Annotated in this window: 21 protein-coding genes; 11 read left to right on the top strand and 10 right to left on the bottom strand. The window is 61.9% G+C overall.

What is annotated here, in order from left to right; genetic code table 11:
- Positions 1–18: 18 nt before the first annotated feature.
- Positions 19–1,530 carry a choline-sulfatase gene (gene betC / locus ABVN19_RS22405; protein WP_105641130.1) on the bottom strand — a complete coding sequence of 504 codons (1,512 nt, stop codon included), beginning with the start codon at positions 1,528–1,530 and terminating at the stop codon, positions 19–21.
- A 114-nt stretch (positions 1,531–1,644) separates the two neighbouring features.
- Between betC and ABVN19_RS22400 the strand changes: the two genes are divergently transcribed.
- The gene (locus ABVN19_RS22400) at positions 1,645–2,550 is read left to right on the top strand and encodes a LysR family transcriptional regulator (protein WP_105641131.1); all 906 of its coding nucleotides are present in this window, start codon (positions 1,645–1,647) and stop codon (positions 2,548–2,550) included.
- Here the strand turns inward: ABVN19_RS22400 and ABVN19_RS22395 are convergent.
- Entirely contained in the window at positions 2,547–3,164 is a 618-nt protein-coding gene (locus ABVN19_RS22395) for an NAD(P)H-binding protein (protein ID WP_105641132.1), read from the bottom strand. The two genes, ABVN19_RS22400 and ABVN19_RS22395, sit on opposite strands and share 4 nt — an antisense overlap.
- Positions 3,165–3,241: 77 nt before the next feature.
- Between ABVN19_RS22395 and ABVN19_RS22390 the strand changes: the two genes are divergently transcribed.
- Positions 3,242–3,571: a DOPA 4,5-dioxygenase family protein gene (locus ABVN19_RS22390; protein ID WP_028942605.1), complete on the top strand. Its 330-nt coding sequence runs from the start codon at positions 3,242–3,244 to the stop codon at positions 3,569–3,571.
- Between the two features lie 48 nt (positions 3,572–3,619).
- On the opposite strand, the gene trpA is transcribed toward ABVN19_RS22390, so the two are convergent.
- Together trpA and trpB are read right to left on the bottom strand one after the other, a co-directional pair.
- Positions 3,620–4,432 carry a tryptophan synthase subunit alpha gene (gene trpA, locus ABVN19_RS22385; RefSeq protein ID WP_028942606.1) on the bottom strand — a complete coding sequence of 271 codons (813 nt, stop codon included), beginning with the start codon at positions 4,430–4,432 and terminating at the stop codon, positions 3,620–3,622.
- A complete protein-coding gene (gene trpB, locus ABVN19_RS22380) occupies positions 4,429–5,646 on the bottom strand; it encodes a tryptophan synthase subunit beta (protein WP_028942607.1) in 1,218 nt (405 codons plus the stop codon). Before trpB ends, trpA begins: the two co-directional genes overlap by 4 nt.
- Before the next feature lie 108 nt (positions 5,647–5,754).
- On the opposite strand from trpB, the gene ABVN19_RS22375 reads away from it, so the two are divergent.
- On the top strand, positions 5,755–6,651 hold the full coding sequence (locus tag ABVN19_RS22375) for a LysR family transcriptional regulator (protein WP_028942608.1): 897 nt from the start codon (positions 5,755–5,757) through the stop codon (positions 6,649–6,651).
- On the opposite strand, the gene ABVN19_RS22370 is transcribed toward ABVN19_RS22375, so the two are convergent.
- The gene (locus tag ABVN19_RS22370) at positions 6,648–6,974 is read right to left on the bottom strand and encodes a DUF883 family protein (RefSeq protein ID WP_028942609.1); all 327 of its coding nucleotides are present in this window, start codon (positions 6,972–6,974) and stop codon (positions 6,648–6,650) included. The genes ABVN19_RS22375 and ABVN19_RS22370 overlap by 4 nt on opposite strands.
- A gap of 154 nt (positions 6,975–7,128) precedes the next feature.
- Here ABVN19_RS22370 and ABVN19_RS22365 point away from each other — a divergent pair, with 154 nt between their 5' ends.
- Positions 7,129–7,344: a dodecin gene (locus ABVN19_RS22365; RefSeq protein ID WP_028942610.1), complete on the top strand. Its 216-nt coding sequence runs from the start codon at positions 7,129–7,131 to the stop codon at positions 7,342–7,344.
- A 105-nt stretch (positions 7,345–7,449) separates the two neighbouring features.
- The gene (locus ABVN19_RS22360; protein ID WP_028942611.1) at positions 7,450–7,671 is read left to right on the top strand and encodes a DUF1161 domain-containing protein; all 222 of its coding nucleotides are present in this window, start codon (positions 7,450–7,452) and stop codon (positions 7,669–7,671) included.
- Between the two features lie 66 nt (positions 7,672–7,737).
- On the opposite strand, the gene ABVN19_RS22355 is transcribed toward ABVN19_RS22360, so the two are convergent.
- Positions 7,738–8,742 carry an LLM class flavin-dependent oxidoreductase gene (locus ABVN19_RS22355; RefSeq protein ID WP_028942612.1) on the bottom strand — a complete coding sequence of 335 codons (1,005 nt, stop codon included), beginning with the start codon at positions 8,740–8,742 and terminating at the stop codon, positions 7,738–7,740.
- A gap of 183 nt (positions 8,743–8,925) precedes the next feature.
- Here ABVN19_RS22355 and ABVN19_RS22350 point away from each other — a divergent pair, with 183 nt between their 5' ends.
- Entirely contained in the window at positions 8,926–9,351 is a 426-nt protein-coding gene (locus ABVN19_RS22350) for an OsmC family protein (protein WP_028942613.1), read from the top strand.
- Positions 9,352–9,424: 73 nt separating this feature from the next.
- On the top strand, positions 9,425–9,658 hold the full coding sequence (locus ABVN19_RS22345) for a DUF1161 domain-containing protein (protein ID WP_028942614.1): 234 nt from the start codon (positions 9,425–9,427) through the stop codon (positions 9,656–9,658).
- Between the two features lie 3 nt (positions 9,659–9,661).
- On the opposite strand, the gene ABVN19_RS22340 is transcribed toward ABVN19_RS22345, so the two are convergent.
- Positions 9,662–10,075 (bottom strand): hypothetical protein, encoded by a 414-nt coding sequence (locus tag ABVN19_RS22340; protein ID WP_028942615.1) that lies wholly within the window; start codon positions 10,073–10,075, stop codon positions 9,662–9,664.
- Between the two features lie 53 nt (positions 10,076–10,128).
- Positions 10,129–10,542: a hypothetical protein gene (locus ABVN19_RS22335; RefSeq protein WP_028942616.1), complete on the bottom strand. Its 414-nt coding sequence runs from the start codon at positions 10,540–10,542 to the stop codon at positions 10,129–10,131.
- Positions 10,543–10,610: 68 nt separating this feature from the next.
- On the opposite strand from ABVN19_RS22335, the gene ABVN19_RS22330 reads away from it, so the two are divergent.
- Positions 10,611–11,732 (top strand): aminopeptidase, encoded by a 1,122-nt coding sequence (locus ABVN19_RS22330; protein ID WP_105641134.1) that lies wholly within the window; start codon positions 10,611–10,613, stop codon positions 11,730–11,732.
- A gap of 5 nt (positions 11,733–11,737) precedes the next feature.
- Here the strand turns inward: ABVN19_RS22330 and ABVN19_RS22325 are convergent, their stop codons facing one another.
- Positions 11,738–12,388, bottom strand: a complete 651-nt coding sequence (locus ABVN19_RS22325) for an HAD family hydrolase (RefSeq protein WP_028942617.1) — start codon at positions 12,386–12,388, stop codon at positions 11,738–11,740.
- A gap of 29 nt (positions 12,389–12,417) precedes the next feature.
- Positions 12,418–12,966, bottom strand: coding sequence for a gamma carbonic anhydrase family protein (locus ABVN19_RS22320; protein ID WP_028942618.1), 549 nt, complete (start codon positions 12,964–12,966; stop codon positions 12,418–12,420).
- A 91-nt stretch (positions 12,967–13,057) separates the two neighbouring features.
- Here ABVN19_RS22320 and prlC point away from each other — a divergent pair, with 91 nt between their 5' ends.
- The 3 genes from prlC (at position 13,058) to ABVN19_RS22305 (ending at position 16,525) form a co-directional block, all read left to right on the top strand.
- A complete protein-coding gene (gene prlC / locus ABVN19_RS22315; protein WP_028942619.1) occupies positions 13,058–15,109 on the top strand; it encodes an oligopeptidase A in 2,052 nt (683 codons plus the stop codon).
- Positions 15,106–15,387: a YheV family putative zinc ribbon protein gene (locus tag ABVN19_RS22310; RefSeq protein WP_028942620.1), complete on the top strand. Its 282-nt coding sequence runs from the start codon at positions 15,106–15,108 to the stop codon at positions 15,385–15,387. Before prlC ends, ABVN19_RS22310 begins: the two co-directional genes overlap by 4 nt.
- 76 nt (positions 15,388–15,463) lie before the next feature.
- Positions 15,464–16,525 (top strand): PA0069 family radical SAM protein, encoded by a 1,062-nt coding sequence (locus tag ABVN19_RS22305; RefSeq protein ID WP_105641135.1) that lies wholly within the window; start codon positions 15,464–15,466, stop codon positions 16,523–16,525.
- Positions 16,526–16,537 lie beyond the last annotated feature (12 nt).

The raw sequence follows: 16,537 nt of genomic DNA, 5'->3' as shown, positions 1-16,537 counted from the left end.
GACAGCCTCGCAGGGTGATTACTGGGCGGGTTGTGGATAACGTGCCTTGCGTTCCAGGTCGTCGAGATCGATGTGATTGCGCATGTACTGCTGGCTGGCGTCGACCATGGGCTGGTGGTCCCAGCTCTGCAGTTTGCCGATGGCCAGCGCCTCGGCCACCAGGCGGCGGCGATGCTGACTGTCGAGTACTCGCTGGCGCAGCAGCGGGATGTTCCAGCGTTGCCGGGCTTCATCGACAAAAGCCTGCAGCAGCGTCTGGTGGTCGGGACTACCGGCGAGGTTTTCGCGCTCCTGGGGATCGTGCTCCAGGTCGAACAGCAGGCAAGGATCGTCTTCGCTGTAGATGAGTTTGTAGGCGCCGCGGCGAATCATCATCAACGGCCCGACGGTGCCTTCGGCCATGTATTCGCCGATCACTTCATCGTGCCCGCCCTGCCCCTGCAGATGGCCCAGCAGTGAACGACCGTCGAGTGGCAACTGGGGGTCCAGGCTGCCTCCGGCGAGTGCTACGAAGGTAGGCAAGAGGTCGCAGGTGGAGACGGCCGCACCGACCCGTGCAGGCTTGAACTGCCCCGGCGCATGCACCAGCAGTGGCACCCGTGCCGACATCTCGAACCAGTGCATCTTGTACCAGAGACCGCGGTCGCCAAGCATGTCGCCGTGATCGCCGGAGAAGACAATCACCGTGTCGTCCGCCAGCCCGGTTTCCTCCAGGGTCTGCAGCAGCTTGCCGATGTTGCTGTCGATGTAGCTGCAGGCACCGAAGTAGGCACGACGTGCATCGCGAATCTTATCCACAGGTAGCGGCTTGTCCCACAGGTCGTAGACCTTGAGCAGGCGTTGCGAGTGGGGGTCCAGATCTGCTTGGGGGCAGTGCTGGCTAGGCAATGGAATCTCGTCGTCCTGATACAGGTCCCAGAAGGCCTTGGGGATGGTGTACGGGTCGTGAGGATGGGTCATCGACACGGTCAGGCAGAACGGTTGCTCACCGGCCTCGCGCACGTGATCGAACAAGTACTGGCGGGCCTTGAACACCACCTCTTCATCGAAATCCAGCTGGTTGGTGCGTATGCATGGTCCGGCCTGCAGCACCGAAGACATGTTGTGGTACCAGCTGGGGCGTTCGTCGGGTGCATCCCAATTGACCGACCAGCCATAGTCCGCGGGGTAGATGTCACTGGTCAGCCGCTCTTCGTAGCCGTGCAACTGGTCGGGTCCGCAGAAGTGCATCTTGCCCGAGAGGGCGGTGCGGTAGCCGAGACGGCGCAGGTAATGGGCGTAGGTGGGGATGTCGGCAGGAAAGTCCGCAGCGTTGTCGTAAGCGCCGATCTTGCTCGGCAGTTGGCCGCTGACCAGGGTGAAGCGTGAAGGCGCGCACAGCGGGCTGTTGCAGTAGGCGGCATCGAAAACCACGGCCTCGGCGGCCAGGCGACTCAGGTTCGGCATCCGGATTGGCGAGGGCGCGTAGATGGGCAGCATTGGCGCAGCCATTTGGTCGGCCATGATGAAAAGAATGTTCTTGCGCTTCATGGAGTCACCGCGTTCCATAGGTGTTCGTTATGGGAAACTGCTGTCATCGAGCATGCGGCTGTGGATAACAGGGGTAAAGCCTATGGCGGGCAATGACTGGGATTAGCAAAGCTTATGTTTGAAAGCCTTGATGGTTTATCACTGGACGCCTTGCGGGTGTTTGAAGCCGCTGCTCGCCAGCGCAGTTTCACCACGGCGGCGGTCGAGTTGGGTACTACCCAACCTGCCGTCAGCCAGCAGATCAAGCGACTGGAAAAACAGTTGGGCGCTCGCCTGTTCGATCGTATTTATCGCGGCATCGAACTGACCGAGGCCGGTCAGGTACTGTTCGACCAAGTCCATCAGGGCATGGCCTGCTTGGACGAGGGGGTGGCGCAGGTCAGCGGCCGCGACCAGCATGAGGTGCTTCAGGTCGCTACCGATTTCGCCTTTGCGGCCTACTGGCTGATGCCACGGTTGCAGCGCTTTCACCAGGCCAACCCGCAGGTGGATGTCAGCCTGGTGACCAGCGAGCGCAGCCACGCCATGTTGCGTCCGGACATCGATGTGGCAATCCTGTTTGGCGATGGGCGCTTCCCTCAAGGCGAAAGCCACTGGCTGTTCGATGAGGAAGTATTCCCTGTATGCAGTCCGCGGCTGGTCGAGCAGCACACTCTGCCCTTGCCGGCGCACAGCTTGCGGCAAATGCCCCTGCTGCATTTACGCGGCGAGAGTGCCAGCCGCTGGTTCGACTGGAGCGGTGTGTTTCGCCAGTTGAGCATTGCCAGCCCGCCGAGTCCCGGCCCGTTGCGTTTTGACAACTACACCCTGCTCATCCAGGCAGCCATCGCTGGTCAGGGCGTCGCCATTGGCTGGCGCCATCTGGTGGATGACCTGCTGGAGCAAGGCTTGCTGTGCCGGCCGATCCGCGAACAGGTGAGCTCTTCGCGTGGCTATTACGTGGTGCTGCCACCGCGCAAACGCCGGGGCGCGCTGATCGAGCGTTTTGTCGAATGGCTGCGCGACGAGCAGGCGCGCTAGAGTACGAAGTTCACATGCTCGCTGTGGTGCAGTTTGAGCTCCAGGGTATCGACCATCCCCGCAGCGACCCGCGCCAGGCGTTGCAGTGGCTCGGCAAGGCCCGGTTCGAGGGTGCCGTGGGTGTGATGGAAGTGCTCGATGCCCAGGCCAGCGACCGCCTGCGGGGCATTGATCAGCGTCCATTGCAGGGTGCTGCGCTGCAGCAGGTCGACCATATGGCCGATGCACTGGCGGTGTTGCTCGCTATGACCGTCGGGATGCTCGAGCACGCTGAAATCGCCGACCAGCAGGAGCCGGCGTATAGTCGTGCGAGACATGCCATCGACCAACGCGTGGACGGCATGAAGTTGTTCACGAGGGTCATCAGGTGCCAGCGCAGGCAACAGGCAGATGACCGCCGAGCTCCCTGCTGCACCTTGTTCGGCCTGGTCGGCATCCTTGAGCCCGCCATGCTTGCAGTGCAAGCCCGGCCGGGGTGCCAGTTGGTTGAGATCGTCGACGATCACGATCACTTCGTGCTGGCGCTTGAGCAGCTCGGCCATCAGCGCACTGCCCAGGCTGCTCAGGGCGCCGAACAGCGTGACCTTGAGGATGTAGGTTTCGGCATTTTTCACGTCATCACTCCGTTGCGTACGGGTGATTGTTTGACTCCCGGACTAAGGCCGGGGTTCGCAGAGATTCAGGAGTTTTCGTGCAGAGGATCAAGGGATATCACGCCCACGTGTACTACGACGCCAGCACCCTGGAGCAGGCCCGGCAGTTGTGTGAAGAGGCGGCCACGTTGTTTCCGGTGACCATGGGGCGCATGCACCAGAAGCCGGTCGGACCGCATCCGGACTGGAGCTGCCAGCTGGCGTTCGGGCCTGAAGTGGTGGGAGTGGTATTGCCATGGCTGGCGTTGTATCGGCGGGGGCTGGTGGTGTTTTTGCATCCGCTGACCGGGGATGAGCTGGCGGATCACCGGGATCATGCGATCTGGATGGGGGCTGTGCGGCCTCTGGATCTGTCGATCTTTGAATAGTCATCGCGGGGCAAGTCGAGACGTCTCGACTTGCCTCGCGATCAGGCTTCAAGCCTTGCGCGCAGCCCGCACACCCTGGGCCAGCGCCGAGCACAGCTCCAGCACATCACCCACGGCCTGCTCGGCCGTCTTGGCAGTGGCGATCTTGTCGACCAGCGCCGACCCTACCACCACGCCATCGGACAACCTGGCAATCGCGGCCGCTTGTTCTGGCGTACGAATACCAAAACCAACGCTGATCGGCAGGTCGGTATGCCGACGCAGGCGCTCGATTGCGCTGCTGACGTGTTCGGTGGTGGCCGAACCTGCACCGGTCACGCCCGCTACCGACACGTAGTAGACGAAGCCGGAGCTGCGCTCCAGCACACGCGGCAGGCGCACGTCGTCGGTGGTCGGGGTGGTCAGGCGGATGAAGTCGATGCCGGCAGCCTGGGCCGGGGTCGCCAGCTCGGCGTCGTGCTCGGGCGGCAGGTCGACGATGATCAGGCCATCCACACCCACTTCCTTGGCCTGGGCCACGAAGGCCTCGACGCCAAAGCGGTGAATCGGGTTGTAGTAACCCATCAGCACGATCGGGGTGGTCTGGTTGTCGACACGGAATTCGCGAACCATCTGCAGGGTTTTGGCCAGGGTCTGGCCGGCATCCAGAGCCCGCAGGGTCGCCAGCTGGATGGCTACGCCGTCGGCCATCGGGTCGGTGAACGGCATGCCCAGTTCGATCACGTCGGCACCGGCAGCCGGGAGGCCCTTGAGGATTGCCAGCGAGGCGTCGTAGCCCGGGTCGCCTGCGGTAATGAAGGTAACCAGTGCGGAGCGGCCCTCGGCCTTGAGCTCTGCGAAGCGTTGTTCAAGACGGCTCATGCCTGTTTCTCCTGGGCGGCCATATGGCTCATCACGGTTTGCATGTCTTTGTCGCCACGGCCGGACAGGCACACCACCATCAAGTGTTCCTTGGGCAGGGTCGGGGCGCGTTTGATCGCTTCTGCCAGCGCGTGGGAGGTTTCCAGGGCTGGAATGATGCCTTCCAGGCGGCAGGTGGTGTGGAACGCGGCCAGGGCTTCGTCGTCGGTGATGCTGACGTATTCGACGCGTTTCACTTCATGCAGGTAGGCATGTTCCGGGCCGATGCCAGGGTAGTCCAGGCCTGCAGAAATCGAGTGGGCATCGGTGATCTGGCCATCGGCATCCTGCAGCAGGTAGGTGCGGTTGCCGTGCAGTACACCCGGCACGCCACCGTTGAGGCTGGCAGCATGCTTGTCGGTGTCGACGCCATGGCCACCGGCTTCGACGCCGATGATCTGCACGCTGGTGTCATCGAGGAAGTCGTGGAACAGGCCCATGGCGTTGGAGCCGCCGCCGACGCAGGCGATCAGGCTGTCGGGCAGGCGCCCTTCCTTGGCCTGCAACTGCTCGCGGGTTTCCTTGCCGATAATCGACTGGAAGTCGCGGACCATGGCCGGGTACGGGTGCGGGCCGGCCACGGTGCCGATCAGGTAGAAAGTGTCGTCGACGTTGGTAACCCAGTCGCGCAGGGCCTCGTTCATGGCGTCCTTGAGGGTGCCGGTGCCAGCAGTGACCGGCACGATCTCGGCACCCAACAGCTTCATGCGGAACACGTTGGCCTGCTGGCGCTCGATGTCGGTCGCACCCATGTAGATCACGCAAGGCAGGCCGAAACGCGCAGCCACGGTGGCGGTGGCCACGCCGTGCATGCCGGCGCCGGTTTCGGCGATCAGGCGTTTTTTGCCCATGCGCTTGGCCAGCAGCACCTGACCGATGCAGTTGTTCACCTTGTGGGCGCCGGTGTGGTTGAGTTCTTCACGCTTGAAGAAAATCTTTGCGCCGCCGCAGTGCTCGGTCAGGCGCTCGGCGAAGTACAGCGGGTTGGGCCGGCCGATGTAGTCACGTTGGAAGTAGGCCAGTTGCTCAAGAAATTCGGGGTCGGCCTTGGCAGCTTCGTATTCGCGGGCCAGGTCGAGCACCAGCGGCATCAGGGTTTCAGCCACGTAGCGGCCGCCGAATGCGCCAAACAGGCCATTGGCATCAGGGCCGGCGCGGAAATTGGTCTGAGTCATGGGTCGCTCCAGGGCGTTATCAAGACGGGAATGGCTTTACTGTAACCACGACACGCGCGACTGAAAACCGATAAGATTGCGACAACATGTCAGGAAAACTCACACGTTATGCGCCAGGAACTCCCTCCCCTCAATGCCCTTCGAGCGTTTGAAGCCACTGCTAGGCTCGGTAGCGTCAGTCAGGCGGCCGAACAACTTCACGTAACCCATGGGGCCGTGAGCCGGCAATTGAAGGTGCTCGAAGAGCATCTGGGGGTAAGCCTGTTCGTCAAGGACGGGCGTGGCATTAAACTCACAGATGCCGGGCTGCGCCTGCGCGATGCCAGTTTCGATGCATTCGATCGCTTGCGCAGCGTGTGTACCGAACTGAGCCAGAGCGGCGCCGATGCGCCTTTCGTGCTCGGTTGCTCCGGAAGCTTGCTGGCGCGCTGGTTCATTCCACGGTTGGGCCGGCTCAAGGCGGATTTGCCCGAACTGCGCTTGCACTTGTCGGCAGGAGAAGGTGACCTCGACCCGCGCCGCCCGGGGCTGGACGCCCTGCTGGTGTTTGCCGAACCGCCGTGGCCAACGGATATGCAGGTGCATGTACTGGCCGAAGAGCGTATCGGCCCTGTCCTCAGCCCGCACTTTGCCGGCTTCGCCCGCCTGCAACAGGCGCCAGCCACGGCCCTGCTGGAGGAAACTCTGCTGCAGACCTCCTCACGCCCGCAAGCCTGGCCGAGTTGGGCCCAGCAACAGGGTATCGACCCCGAGTCGCTTCGCTACGGGCAGGATTTCGAGCACCTGTATTACTTGCTGGAAGCGGCAGTGGCAGGCTTGGGCGTGGCGATTGCACCACAGCCATTGGTGGCCGATGACCTGCGTGCCGGGCGGCTGGCTGCGCCCTGGGGCTTTTGCCAGACCCAGGCGGCGCTGGCGCTATGGGTGCCGCGACGCGCCGCAGACGGGCGCGCCGAGCAATTGGCCGGGTGGTTGCGCGCCGAATTGGCGCGCCAGGTCGCTTAGTTGCCGCGTTTGCACAACAGGTAGGCGGCCAGCAGGCCAAGGGCGCCGACGGCTACACCCGCGGTGGTCCAAGGGTGTTCCTGGGCATAATCGCGGGTGGCAAGGCCGGTTTGGCGAGTCTTGGTCTTCACCTCTTCGTAGGCATCGCTGAGCAGGCTGCGCGAGTGACGCAAGGCGTTCTCGGCGTTGCCCTTGAGCGTCTTCAGGGTTTTGCGCGACTCGTCCGAGGCATCGTCCTTGAGGCTTTCCAATGACTTGAGCAGGCTTTCGATCTCCGCTTCCATGCTTTGCAGCGACGCTTTACGCAGCGAATGGTTGGCCATGGTGACTCTCCTTCGAGGTGTGAGTGAGCTGTTCTGGTTCCGACTTCGCAGGTGTCAGAAAGTGCAGTCGAACTTTCTCCGGCGTTCAACCCTCGCAGGTAAAACAGCCCTGCACTGCTAGGCTCAAAGCTCACACCCGAAAAGGAGACTGCTCATGTCCGATCACCACACCTACAAGAAAATCGAACTTGTCGGCTCGTCGCCCACCAGCATAGAAGACGCAATCAACAATGCACTGGCGGAAGCCGGCAAGAGCATCAAGCACCTGGAGTGGTTCGAGGTAGTCGACACGCGCGGCCACATCAAGGACAACAAGGCGGCGCATTTTCAGGTAACGCTGAAGGTGGGCTTCCGTATCGCCAATAGCTGATCCGTGCCACTGGCTTGTGCGGATCAATTGGGTTACACAGTTCTGAGGCGGCCGGACGTGCGCCGGCGCCCCTCTCTACTTTGATCTGAACAAGGAAAGCGATCGATGAAGAAGTTGGTAGTTGCACTGGGACTGATGACGCTGGCAGGCACTGCGCTGGCTGCGGGCAAGCCCTGTGAAGAATTGAAGAGCGAAATAGCCGCCAAGATCGATGCCAAGGGCGTCAGTGGTTATTCACTGGAAATCGTCGACAAGGGCACTGCCGCTGGCGGCAAGGTCGTGGGTACCTGCGAAGGCGGGACCAAGGAAATCGTCTATAAACGTTGAATGCATCGCGGGGCAAGCCCGCTCCCACAATGGTTATGGGAGCGGGCTTGCCCCGCGATCAGTTCCTCAATCGCCCTGCATCACCTGCGCCAGCAGCTCGTAGGACCGGATCCGGTCCGCATGTTCATACACATCGCAGGTAAAGATCAGCTCATCGGCCTGGGTCTGCTCCAGCAGCACTTCCAGCTTGGCGCGGATCTTCTGCGGCCCGCCGACCATCGCCAGTCCCAGGAAACTCCCGACCGCCTCACGTTCATGAGGCAGCCACAAGCCGTCCATGGTCTGCACGGGCGGACGCTGCACCAGGCTCTGGCCGCGCATCAGGGCGAGGATGCGCTGGTATACCGAGGTCGCCAGGTAATCGGCCTGCTCGTCGGTATCGGCGGCGACCAAGGGCACCCCCAGCATCACATACGGCTTGTCGAGCACCGCCGAGGGCTGGAAATGGTCACGGTAAATGCGGATGGCCTCGTGCACGTAACGCGGGGCAAAATGTGAGGCAAAGGCATAGGGCAGCCCGCGCATACCGGCCAACTGGGCGCTGAACAGGCTCGAACCCAGCAGCCAGATCGGCACTTGGGTGCCATAGCCTGGCACCGCGATGACTTTCTGGTCCGGGGTGCGTGGCCCAAGGTAGCGCACCAGCTCTTCTACATCATCGGGAAAGTCGTCGGCGCTTCCGGAGCGCTCGCGGCGCAATGCGCGGGCGGTCATCTGGTCAGAACCGGGCGCGCGGCCAAGGCCCAGGTCGATTCGCCCGGGGTAGAGGCTTTCAAGGGTACCGAACTGTTCGGCGATCACCAGCGGTGCATGGTTGGGCAGCATCACGCCGCCCGCGCCGACGCGTAGGGTCGAGGTGCCACCGGCCAGGTAGCCGAGCAGTACTGCCGTTGCCGAGCTGGCGATGCCGTCCATGTTGTGGTGTTCAGCGACCCAGAAACGGTTGTAGCCGAACTTCTCCACATGCTGCGCCAGGTCCAGCGAATTGCGCAGGGACTGGGCCGGACCGGCGTCTGCGCGAACTGGAACCAGATCGAGGGCGGAAAATTTGGTGTCTGCAAGTCGCGTCATGGGCTGCTGAGCCTCCTGGGCAGTCGTGCGGCCGGCAGTACGCCAGGGCCTTTACTTCTCTGTATGGGCAGATCCCGAGGAATCAATGCCTGGGGTGAAATCGGGCTGAACTTGGCCGCACGGGGGGCCTCTGAACTTTAGGCAGCGCATCAACCCGCGCCGTTCCAACACCCAGGAGGCAGTATGAAAAAGACAGCATCAGCCATTTGGCAAGGCGGCCTGAAGGATGGCAAAGGCCTGCTCTCTACCGAAAGTGGCGCGCTCAAGCAGAACCCTTATGGGTTCAACACACGTTTCGAAGACCAACCAGGCACCAACCCGGAAGAGTTGATTGGCGCAGCTCATGCCGGCTGTTTTTCCATGGCCCTGTCGATGATGCTGGGTGAGGCGGGCTTTACGCCTGATCGCATCGACACCATCGCCGAGGTGACGCTCGATAAAAAGGACGATGGCTTTGCTATCACGGCTGTACACCTGATCCTCAAGGCCAAGGTCCCCGGCGCCAGCCAGGCGCAGTTTCTTGAGGTGGCCAACAAGGCCAAGGCCGGTTGTCCGGTGTCCAAAGTGCTCAATGCGACCATCAGCCTGGATGCCACCTTGGTGGGTTAAGTCAGAACCGGGGCGCGCTTCTTGTGGTCAAATGAGCGTCGGCAAACTATTTGCCGCCACAAGGAGCTGTCCCATGATTCGTGTCGCAATCGCTGTGCTGGCGTCATTGCTGGCGACTACCGCACTGGCTGCGCCCAAACCCTGCGAAGAACTCAAGGCCGAGATCGAGGCGAAGATCCAGGCCCGCGGGGTAACGTCCTATACCCTGGAAATCGTGCGTAACGACGAAGTCCATGACCAGAACATGGTGGTGGGCAGTTGCGACGGTGGCACCAAGAAGATCATCTACCAGAAAAATGATCGCTAGGCGTCAGGGGATGCAGAAGATGTCGTTGTCTTCTTCGGCAACGACTTTGCGCTGCGGGTCATAGAGATAGGCGCTCGGCTGCATGGCCGGCGCCCGAGCTTCGAGGCGGTAGCGTTTGCCGGCTTCGAAATGGTCGTAGCGCACTTTCAGGTAGCAGGTGCGGTCGACCGGATCGACCGAGAAACCACCGGCATACACCTCGTAGTCGAAACGCACGGTCAGCTCGTGCTTGCCGGGGGTGACCTGGAAAAAACGCCCGTCGCTCAGGCGCTCGCCGTCCAGGCGGTCGGCCATCAGCAGTTTGCCGGGTGTCATGGTGTAGAGGTCGACCCAGGCTTGCTTGTTATCGACTGGGGGCAAGGGGCTGGCGCAAGCCCCCAGGGTACTGAGGGCAATCAGCATCATTGGCTGGCGCATGGCAAACTCCCGCTTGCAAGCTACAAAGCACAAGCATAGCGCCATTCGCACTATCAGGTACGCTGGCAGCCCGCCGGTAGCCCTTTGCTCACCAATTTACCTTCGCCATCGAACAGCCTTGCCCAGGGTCGGAAACCAATACTGCCGGCTTCCAGGTGATAGCGCTGCCCGGCATTGAAATCCTTGTATTTCACGTTCAACTGGCAGTCGCGCCACAGCGTTTCGCTGGCTGGCCCGATATTGCTCGGTGTGACCGGGAACAGGTAACGCACGGTCAGCTCGTGGCTGCCCGGTGGTACTTCAAAATAGCGTTTGTCGGCCCAGTCGCGATCGTCCACTTGCACGGCATGCAGGGCTTCGTCCGGGCTCGGCGCGAGGTCGATCCAGGCCTGGTTGGGATCGGGGGCAGGCAGACCGGCACAGCCGGACAACAGCACAAAACCGCTAACGACAAGCAGTGTACGCATGGCAAAACTCCAGCCGGGCAAGATAGTCTTTAAGCGGATAAACCCTTGAGCGAGAAGACGGGACGCGGATGCTTCGACTATTTCTTTTGTTGCGCTCAAGTCACCGGGCACTCGACCGCATTTTTCGCTGTTTGGTTCCCCTGTCGCTGGGCGTTCTGCTGAACGGTTGTATCAGTGTCAGCTACTACGGGCAGCTGGCCAGTGGCCAATGGCAACTATTGCAGGCACGCCAGCCAGTCGCGGATGTGGTGGCTGATCCCGCCACCGCCCCGCAGCTACGCGAGCATCTGTTGCAGGCCGAACACGCCCGGGCGTTTGCCAGTTCACACCTCAAGCTGCCGGATAACCGCAGTTATCGGGTGTATGCCGACCTCAAGCGTCCCTTCGTGGTCTGGAACGTGTTCGCCACTCCGGAATTTTCCCTCGACCCGCAAACTCATTGCTTTCCGATTGCCGGGTGCGTCGCCTATCGCGGCTTTTACAGCCAGGGCGCGGCGCGGGGTGCGGCGGCGTTGCAGAAGCAGCAAGGGCTGGATGTGTACATCGGTGGTGTGGAGGCGTACTCGACCCTGGGCTGGTTCGATGACCCCATTCTCAACACCATGTTGCGCTGGGGGGATGAGCGCCTGGCCACGGTGATCTTCCACGAACTGGCGCACCAGCGGTTCTATGTCGCAGACGACACGGCGTTCAATGAATCCTTTGCCACGTTCGTCGAGCAGGAAGGCACCCGCCAGTGGCGCGCGGCTCGCGGTTTGCCAGCGCAAAAACAGAGCGAGAACGTGCAGCGCGACCAGTTTGTCGAGTTGGTGCTGGCCGGCCGGGAGCGGCTCAAAGCGCTGTATGCCGCACCACTGACCGCGCCTGCCATGCGAGCGGGAAAGCAGGCTGAGTTCGAGCGTTTGCGCCGGGAATACCGGGTGCTGCGCGATACCCAGTGGAAGGGTGTGGGGCGGTATGACGCCTGGATCGATGCACCGATGAACAATGCCAAGTTGCTGCCGTTCGGTTTGTACGATCAATGGGTGCCGGCGTTTGCGGGGTTGTTTGCCGAGGTGGGTGCAGATTGGCAGGCGTTTTATGAGCGAGTCGAGGCGCTGGGGCGATTGCCTTTGGTGCAGCGTCGGCAAGCCTTGGAAAGTATCGCGGGGCAAGCTCGCTCCGATGCGAGCGGGCTTGCCCCGCGATGACATCTTCAGCCTCGCACAAATGCCCGGTGCAGCTCACCCAACGTGGCAAAGTGATAAGCCGGTTGCTCCGCCGTCAGTTCTTCGTGGCTGCCAAACCCATACCCCACGGCGACTGCCTGCAGGCCATTGCTGCGAGCCCCGATCAGGTCGTGCTTGCGGTCGCCGATCATCAGGGTCTGCGCCGGGTCCAGTGACTCTTCGGCCAGCAGGTGGGCAATCAGCTCGACCTTGTTGGTCCGGGTGCCATCGAGTTCGCTGCCGTAGATCACCTTGAAGTGATGATCGAATTCAAAGTGGCGGGCGATTTCACGGGCGAACTCCCATGGCTTGGAGGTGGCGATGTACAGCGTCCTGCCCTGCCCGTTTAGGGCTTCGAGCAGTTCGTTGACGCCGTCGAATACCCGGTTCTCATAGAGCCCCGTTACCTTGAAGCGCTCGCGGTAGAAGTTCACAGCCTCCCAGGCCTTGGCCTCATCGAAGCTGTAGAACTGCATGAAGGCTTGCAGCAACGGCGGGCCGATGAAGTGTTCCAGGCGCGCCAGGTCGGGCTCGTCGATGCCGAGCTTGGCCAGGGCGTACTGAATCGAACGGGTGATGCCCAGGCGCGGGTCGGTCAGGGTGCCGTCGAGGTCGAAGAGGATGTTTTGCTGGTGCATGGCAATCTCGGTAAGGGCGTCAGGCAGGTTTACTCAGGCAGGTGGTAGCCTTCGGCCAGGTGCTGGTCCTTGAGTTTGACGTAGTTGCTGGCGCTGTAGGGGAAGAATGCCCGCTCCTTTTCGGTCAGGGCCCGGGCCTGTTTGACCGGGCTGCCGACGTACAGAAAGCCGCTTTCCAGCCGCTTGCCCGGCGGCACCAGGCTACCGGCGCCAATGATTACGTCGTCTTCGACCACAGCGCCATCCATGATGGTACTGCCCATACCTACCAGGATCCGGTTGCCCAGCGTGCAGCCGTGCAGCATGACTTTGTGACCAATGGTTACTTCGTCACCGATCAGCAGAGGGAAACCATCGGGGTTGAAGGGCCCGGCATGGGTGATGTGCAGCACGCTGCCGTCCTGCACGCTGGTGCGCGCACCGATGCGGATACGGTGCATATCGCCGCGGACCACGGTCAGTGGCCACACCGAGCTGTCAGCACCGATCTCGACATCACCCAGCACCACCGCGCTGCGGTCGACAAAGGCGCGTTCGCCCAGACGGGGGGTGTGGTTCTGGAAGCTGCGGATGGCCATGATAGGAGTTCTCTTTGGTATTGATAGGGCTGCGGTCGGCGTCGATTGTAATTAAGATGGTCCGGTGTTTCTTCTGCCAAGGTGTTTAACCGTGAGTGCGACCAACCCGCTACTGCAGTCTTATGACTTGCCGCCCTTCTCGGCAATCCGTGCCGAGCATGTGCAGCCGGCGATTGAACAGATCCTGGCCGACAACCGTACCGCGATTGCCCAGATTCTCAAGACCCAGGGCCAGCAGCCAAGCTGGGCTGGCCTGATCCTGGCCATGGACGAGCTCAACGACCGGCTGGGCGCCGCCTGGAGTCCGGTCAGCCACCTCAATGCCGTGTGCAACAGCGCCGAACTGCGCGAGGCCTATGAGGCCTGCCTGCCGGCATTGAGCGCCTACGCCACCGAAATGGGCCAGAACCGCGAGCTGTTCCAGGCCTATGAGGCACTGATTGCCAGCCCCGAAGCGGCAGGCTTCGATGTGGCCCAAAAGACTATTCTCGAACATGCCCTGCGTGACTTCCGCCTGTCGGGTATCGACCTGCCGGCCGATCAGCAGCAGCGTTATGCCGAAGTGCAGAGCAAGCTCAGCGAGCTGGGCAGCCGCTTCTCCAACCAGTTGCTCGATGCCACCCAGGCCTGGACCAAGCACGTCACCGACGAAGCCGCCCTCGCCGGCCTGACAGATTCGGCCAAGGCGCAAATGGCCGCTGCCGCTCAGGCCAAGGGCCTTGAGGGTTGGTTGATCAGCCTGGAGTTCCCGAGCTACTACGCGGTGATGACCTACGCCGAGGACCGCGCCCTGCGCGAAGAAATCTACGCCGCCTACTGCACCCGTGCCTCCGACCAGGGCCCCAATGCCGGCCAGTTCGACAACGGCCCGGTGATGCGCGAAATCCTCGACTTGCGCCAGGAACTGGCCGAGCTGCTCGGTTATGCCAACTATGCCGAGCTGAGCCTGGCCACCAAGATGGCCGAATCCAGTGATCAGGTACTGAGCTTCCTGCGAGACCTGGCCAAGCGCAGCAAGCCGTTCGCGGTGCAGGACCTGGCTCAGCTCAAGGCCTATGCCGCCGAACAGGGCTGCGCAGACCTGCAAAGCTGGGACAGTGGTTTCTACGGTGAAAAACTGCGCGAGCAGCGCTACAGCGTTTCCCAGGAAACCCTGCGCGCCTACTTCCCGATCGACAAGGTGCTGTCCGGGTTGTTCGCCATCGTCCAGCGCCTCTACGGCATCGAGATTGCCGAACTGAAAGGCTTCGACACCTGGCACCCGGATGTTCGCCTGTTCGAGATCAAGGAGCACGGTCAGCATGTGGGCCGCTTCTTCTTCGACCTTTATGCCCGCGCCAACAAGCGTGGCGGTGCCTGGATGGACGGCGCGCGCGATCGTCGTCGCGCCGCAGACGGCCAACTGCAAAGCCCGGTGGCCAACCTGGTGTGCAACTTCACCCCTGCCGCGCCTGGCAAGCCGGCGCTGCTGACCCACGACGAAGTCACCACCCTGTTCCACGAGTTCGGTCATGGCCTGCACCACCTGCTGACCCGCATCGAGCACGCCGGTGTTTCCGGCATCAACGGCGTGGCCTGGGATGCCGTGGAGCTGCCGAGCCAGTTCATGGAAAACTGGTGCTGGGAGCCTGATGGCCTGGCGCTGATTTCCGGTCACTACGAAACCGGTGCGCCGCTGCCTCAGGACCTGCTGGAGAAGATGCTGGCGGCGAAGAACTTCCAGTCCGGCCTGATGATGGTTCGCCAGCTGGAGTTCTCGCTGTTCGACTTCGAACTGCATGCCAGCCAGGGTGATGGCCGCAGTGTGCTGGAGGTGCTTGAAGGCATCCGCGACGAGGTATCGGTCATGCGCCCACCGGCGTACAACCGCTTCCCCAACAGCTTTGCGCATATCTTCGCCGGTGGTTACGCGGCTGGTTACTACAGCTATAAGTGGGCTGAAGTGCTCTCGGCCGATGCCTTCTCGCGGTTTGAAGAAGAAGGTGTGCTCAATGCCGACACCGGTCGTGCCTTCCGCGAAGCGATTCTCGCCCGTGGTGGCTCCCAGGAACCGATGCTGCTGTTCGTCGACTTCCGTGGCCGTGAGCCGTCAATCGATGCACTCTTGCGCCATTGTGGCCTGAGTGAGGAAGTGGCGGCATGAGTGATGCGCCCGTGATCAAGACGAAAAAACGCTTTATCGCCGGGGCTGTCTGCCCGGCGTGCAGCGAGCCGGACAAACTCATGATGTGGAGCGAAGACAGCGTTCCGCACCGCGAGTGCGTGGCCTGTGGGTTCTCCGACACGCTCAACGAGCAGGGGTTGTCGGTGCCCAAGGAACTGGGGACCCGGGTCAACAAGGTCGAGCCAAAGCCGGCAGAGGCCAAGGTACAGACGGTGCAGTTCTTCCCCAATCCGAAGCTGAAGAAGCCAGCCGAGTAAGGCGCGCGCCCGGCGGTACTGGCATCGCACAAACGCCCCGTGTACTGTATATAAAAACAGTTATCGGGGCGTTTTCATGTCTATTCCTCAAGGCCCGGTGCGGGGCCGTGGCACCACGAGCAATCCGCATAACCGCTTTGCCCCGAACCGTTCGGTGGCCGAGGACGATGGCTGGTATCAGGAAGTGCCCCTTACCCAGGGCACCGAAGTGCGGATCGAAACCGCCAAGACCATCATCACCCGCAACAACTCGCCTGACCTGCCCTTCGACCGCTCGATCAACCCTTATCGAGGTTGTGAGCACGGCTGCATCTACTGCTATGCGCGGCCCAGCCATGCCTATTGGGACCTGTCGCCCGGGTTGGACTTTGAAACCAAGTTGATCGCCAAGACCAACGCGGCGGCGGTGCTCGAACAGCAATTGAGCAAGCCAGGCTATGTGTGCGCACCGATCAACCTGGGCTCCAATACCGATCCCTACCAACCCATCGAGCGTGAACAGAAGCTCACCCGACGGCTGCTGGAGGTACTGCTGCGTTATCGCCACCCGGTCACCATCGTGACCAAGGGCTCGCTGATCCTGCGCGACCTCGATCTACTGGCCGAGCTGGCCCAGCAACGGCTGGTGGCGGTGATGATCAGCCTCACTACCCTGGATGATGAGCTCAAGCGCACCCTGGAACCCCGCGCCGCAGCACCCAAGGCTCGACTGCGGGCCATTCGTGTACTCAGTGAGGCGGGCATTCCGGTTGGCGTACTGTGCTCACCCATGATCCCGATGATCAACGACAGCGAGCTTGAGCACCTGCTCGAGGCGGCCAAGGCGGCCGGCGCGCTCAGTGCCGCCTACATGATGTTGCGCCTGCCCCTGGAAGTAGCGCCGCTGTTTGAACAATGGCTGCAGGACCATTACCCGCAGCGTGCCACGCATGTGTTGAGTCTGATCCGCCAAAGCCGTGGCGGCGAGCTCTACGACAGTCGTTTCGGTGCTCGCATGCGTGGTGAGGGTGTGTTTGCCGAGTTGTTGGCGCAACGCTTCAGCAAGGCGCTTCGTCGGTTGGGGCTCAACCGACGCGAGGGCTATGCCCTTGATTGCAGTGCGTTTTGTCCGCCAGGTGGGCAGATGTCGTTACTGTGAAAACAATAATGG

The organism is Pseudomonas vranovensis, assembly GCF_040438935.1.
In the GTDB taxonomy this organism is placed as follows: Bacteria; Pseudomonadota; Gammaproteobacteria; order Pseudomonadales; family Pseudomonadaceae; genus Aquipseudomonas; species Aquipseudomonas vranovensis.
This window is presented reverse-complemented; position numbering and strand designations above follow the sequence as displayed.

Coding starts and splice junctions, on each gene's coding strand:
- betC (WP_105641130.1), bottom strand. CDS start 1,530: ATGAAGCGCAAGAACATTCTTTTCATCATGGCCGACCAAATGGCTGCG.
- ABVN19_RS22400 (WP_105641131.1), top strand. CDS start 1,645: ATGTTTGAAAGCCTTGATGGTTTATCACTGGACGCCTTGCGGGTGTTT.
- trpA (WP_028942606.1), bottom strand. CDS start 4,432: ATGAGCCGTCTTGAACAACGCTTCGCAGAGCTCAAGGCCGAGGGCCGC.
- trpB (WP_028942607.1), bottom strand. CDS start 5,646: ATGACTCAGACCAATTTCCGCGCCGGCCCTGATGCCAATGGCCTGTTT.
- ABVN19_RS22375 (WP_028942608.1), top strand. CDS start 5,755: ATGCGCCAGGAACTCCCTCCCCTCAATGCCCTTCGAGCGTTTGAAGCC.
- ABVN19_RS22370 (WP_028942609.1), bottom strand. CDS start 6,974: ATGGCCAACCATTCGCTGCGTAAAGCGTCGCTGCAAAGCATGGAAGCG.
- ABVN19_RS22365 (WP_028942610.1), top strand. CDS start 7,129: ATGTCCGATCACCACACCTACAAGAAAATCGAACTTGTCGGCTCGTCG.
- ABVN19_RS22360 (WP_028942611.1), top strand. CDS start 7,450: ATGAAGAAGTTGGTAGTTGCACTGGGACTGATGACGCTGGCAGGCACT.
- ABVN19_RS22355 (WP_028942612.1), bottom strand. CDS start 8,742: ATGACGCGACTTGCAGACACCAAATTTTCCGCCCTCGATCTGGTTCCA.
- ABVN19_RS22350 (WP_028942613.1), top strand. CDS start 8,926: ATGAAAAAGACAGCATCAGCCATTTGGCAAGGCGGCCTGAAGGATGGC.
- ABVN19_RS22345 (WP_028942614.1), top strand. CDS start 9,425: ATGATTCGTGTCGCAATCGCTGTGCTGGCGTCATTGCTGGCGACTACC.
- ABVN19_RS22340 (WP_028942615.1), bottom strand. CDS start 10,075: ATGCGCCAGCCAATGATGCTGATTGCCCTCAGTACCCTGGGGGCTTGC.
- ABVN19_RS22335 (WP_028942616.1), bottom strand. CDS start 10,542: ATGCGTACACTGCTTGTCGTTAGCGGTTTTGTGCTGTTGTCCGGCTGT.
- ABVN19_RS22330 (WP_105641134.1), top strand. CDS start 10,611: ATGCTTCGACTATTTCTTTTGTTGCGCTCAAGTCACCGGGCACTCGAC.
- ABVN19_RS22325 (WP_028942617.1), bottom strand. CDS start 12,388: ATGCACCAGCAAAACATCCTCTTCGACCTCGACGGCACCCTGACCGAC.
- ABVN19_RS22320 (WP_028942618.1), bottom strand. CDS start 12,966: ATGGCCATCCGCAGCTTCCAGAACCACACCCCCCGTCTGGGCGAACGC.
- ABVN19_RS22310 (WP_028942620.1), top strand. CDS start 15,106: ATGAGTGATGCGCCCGTGATCAAGACGAAAAAACGCTTTATCGCCGGG.
- ABVN19_RS22305 (WP_105641135.1), top strand. CDS start 15,464: ATGTCTATTCCTCAAGGCCCGGTGCGGGGCCGTGGCACCACGAGCAAT.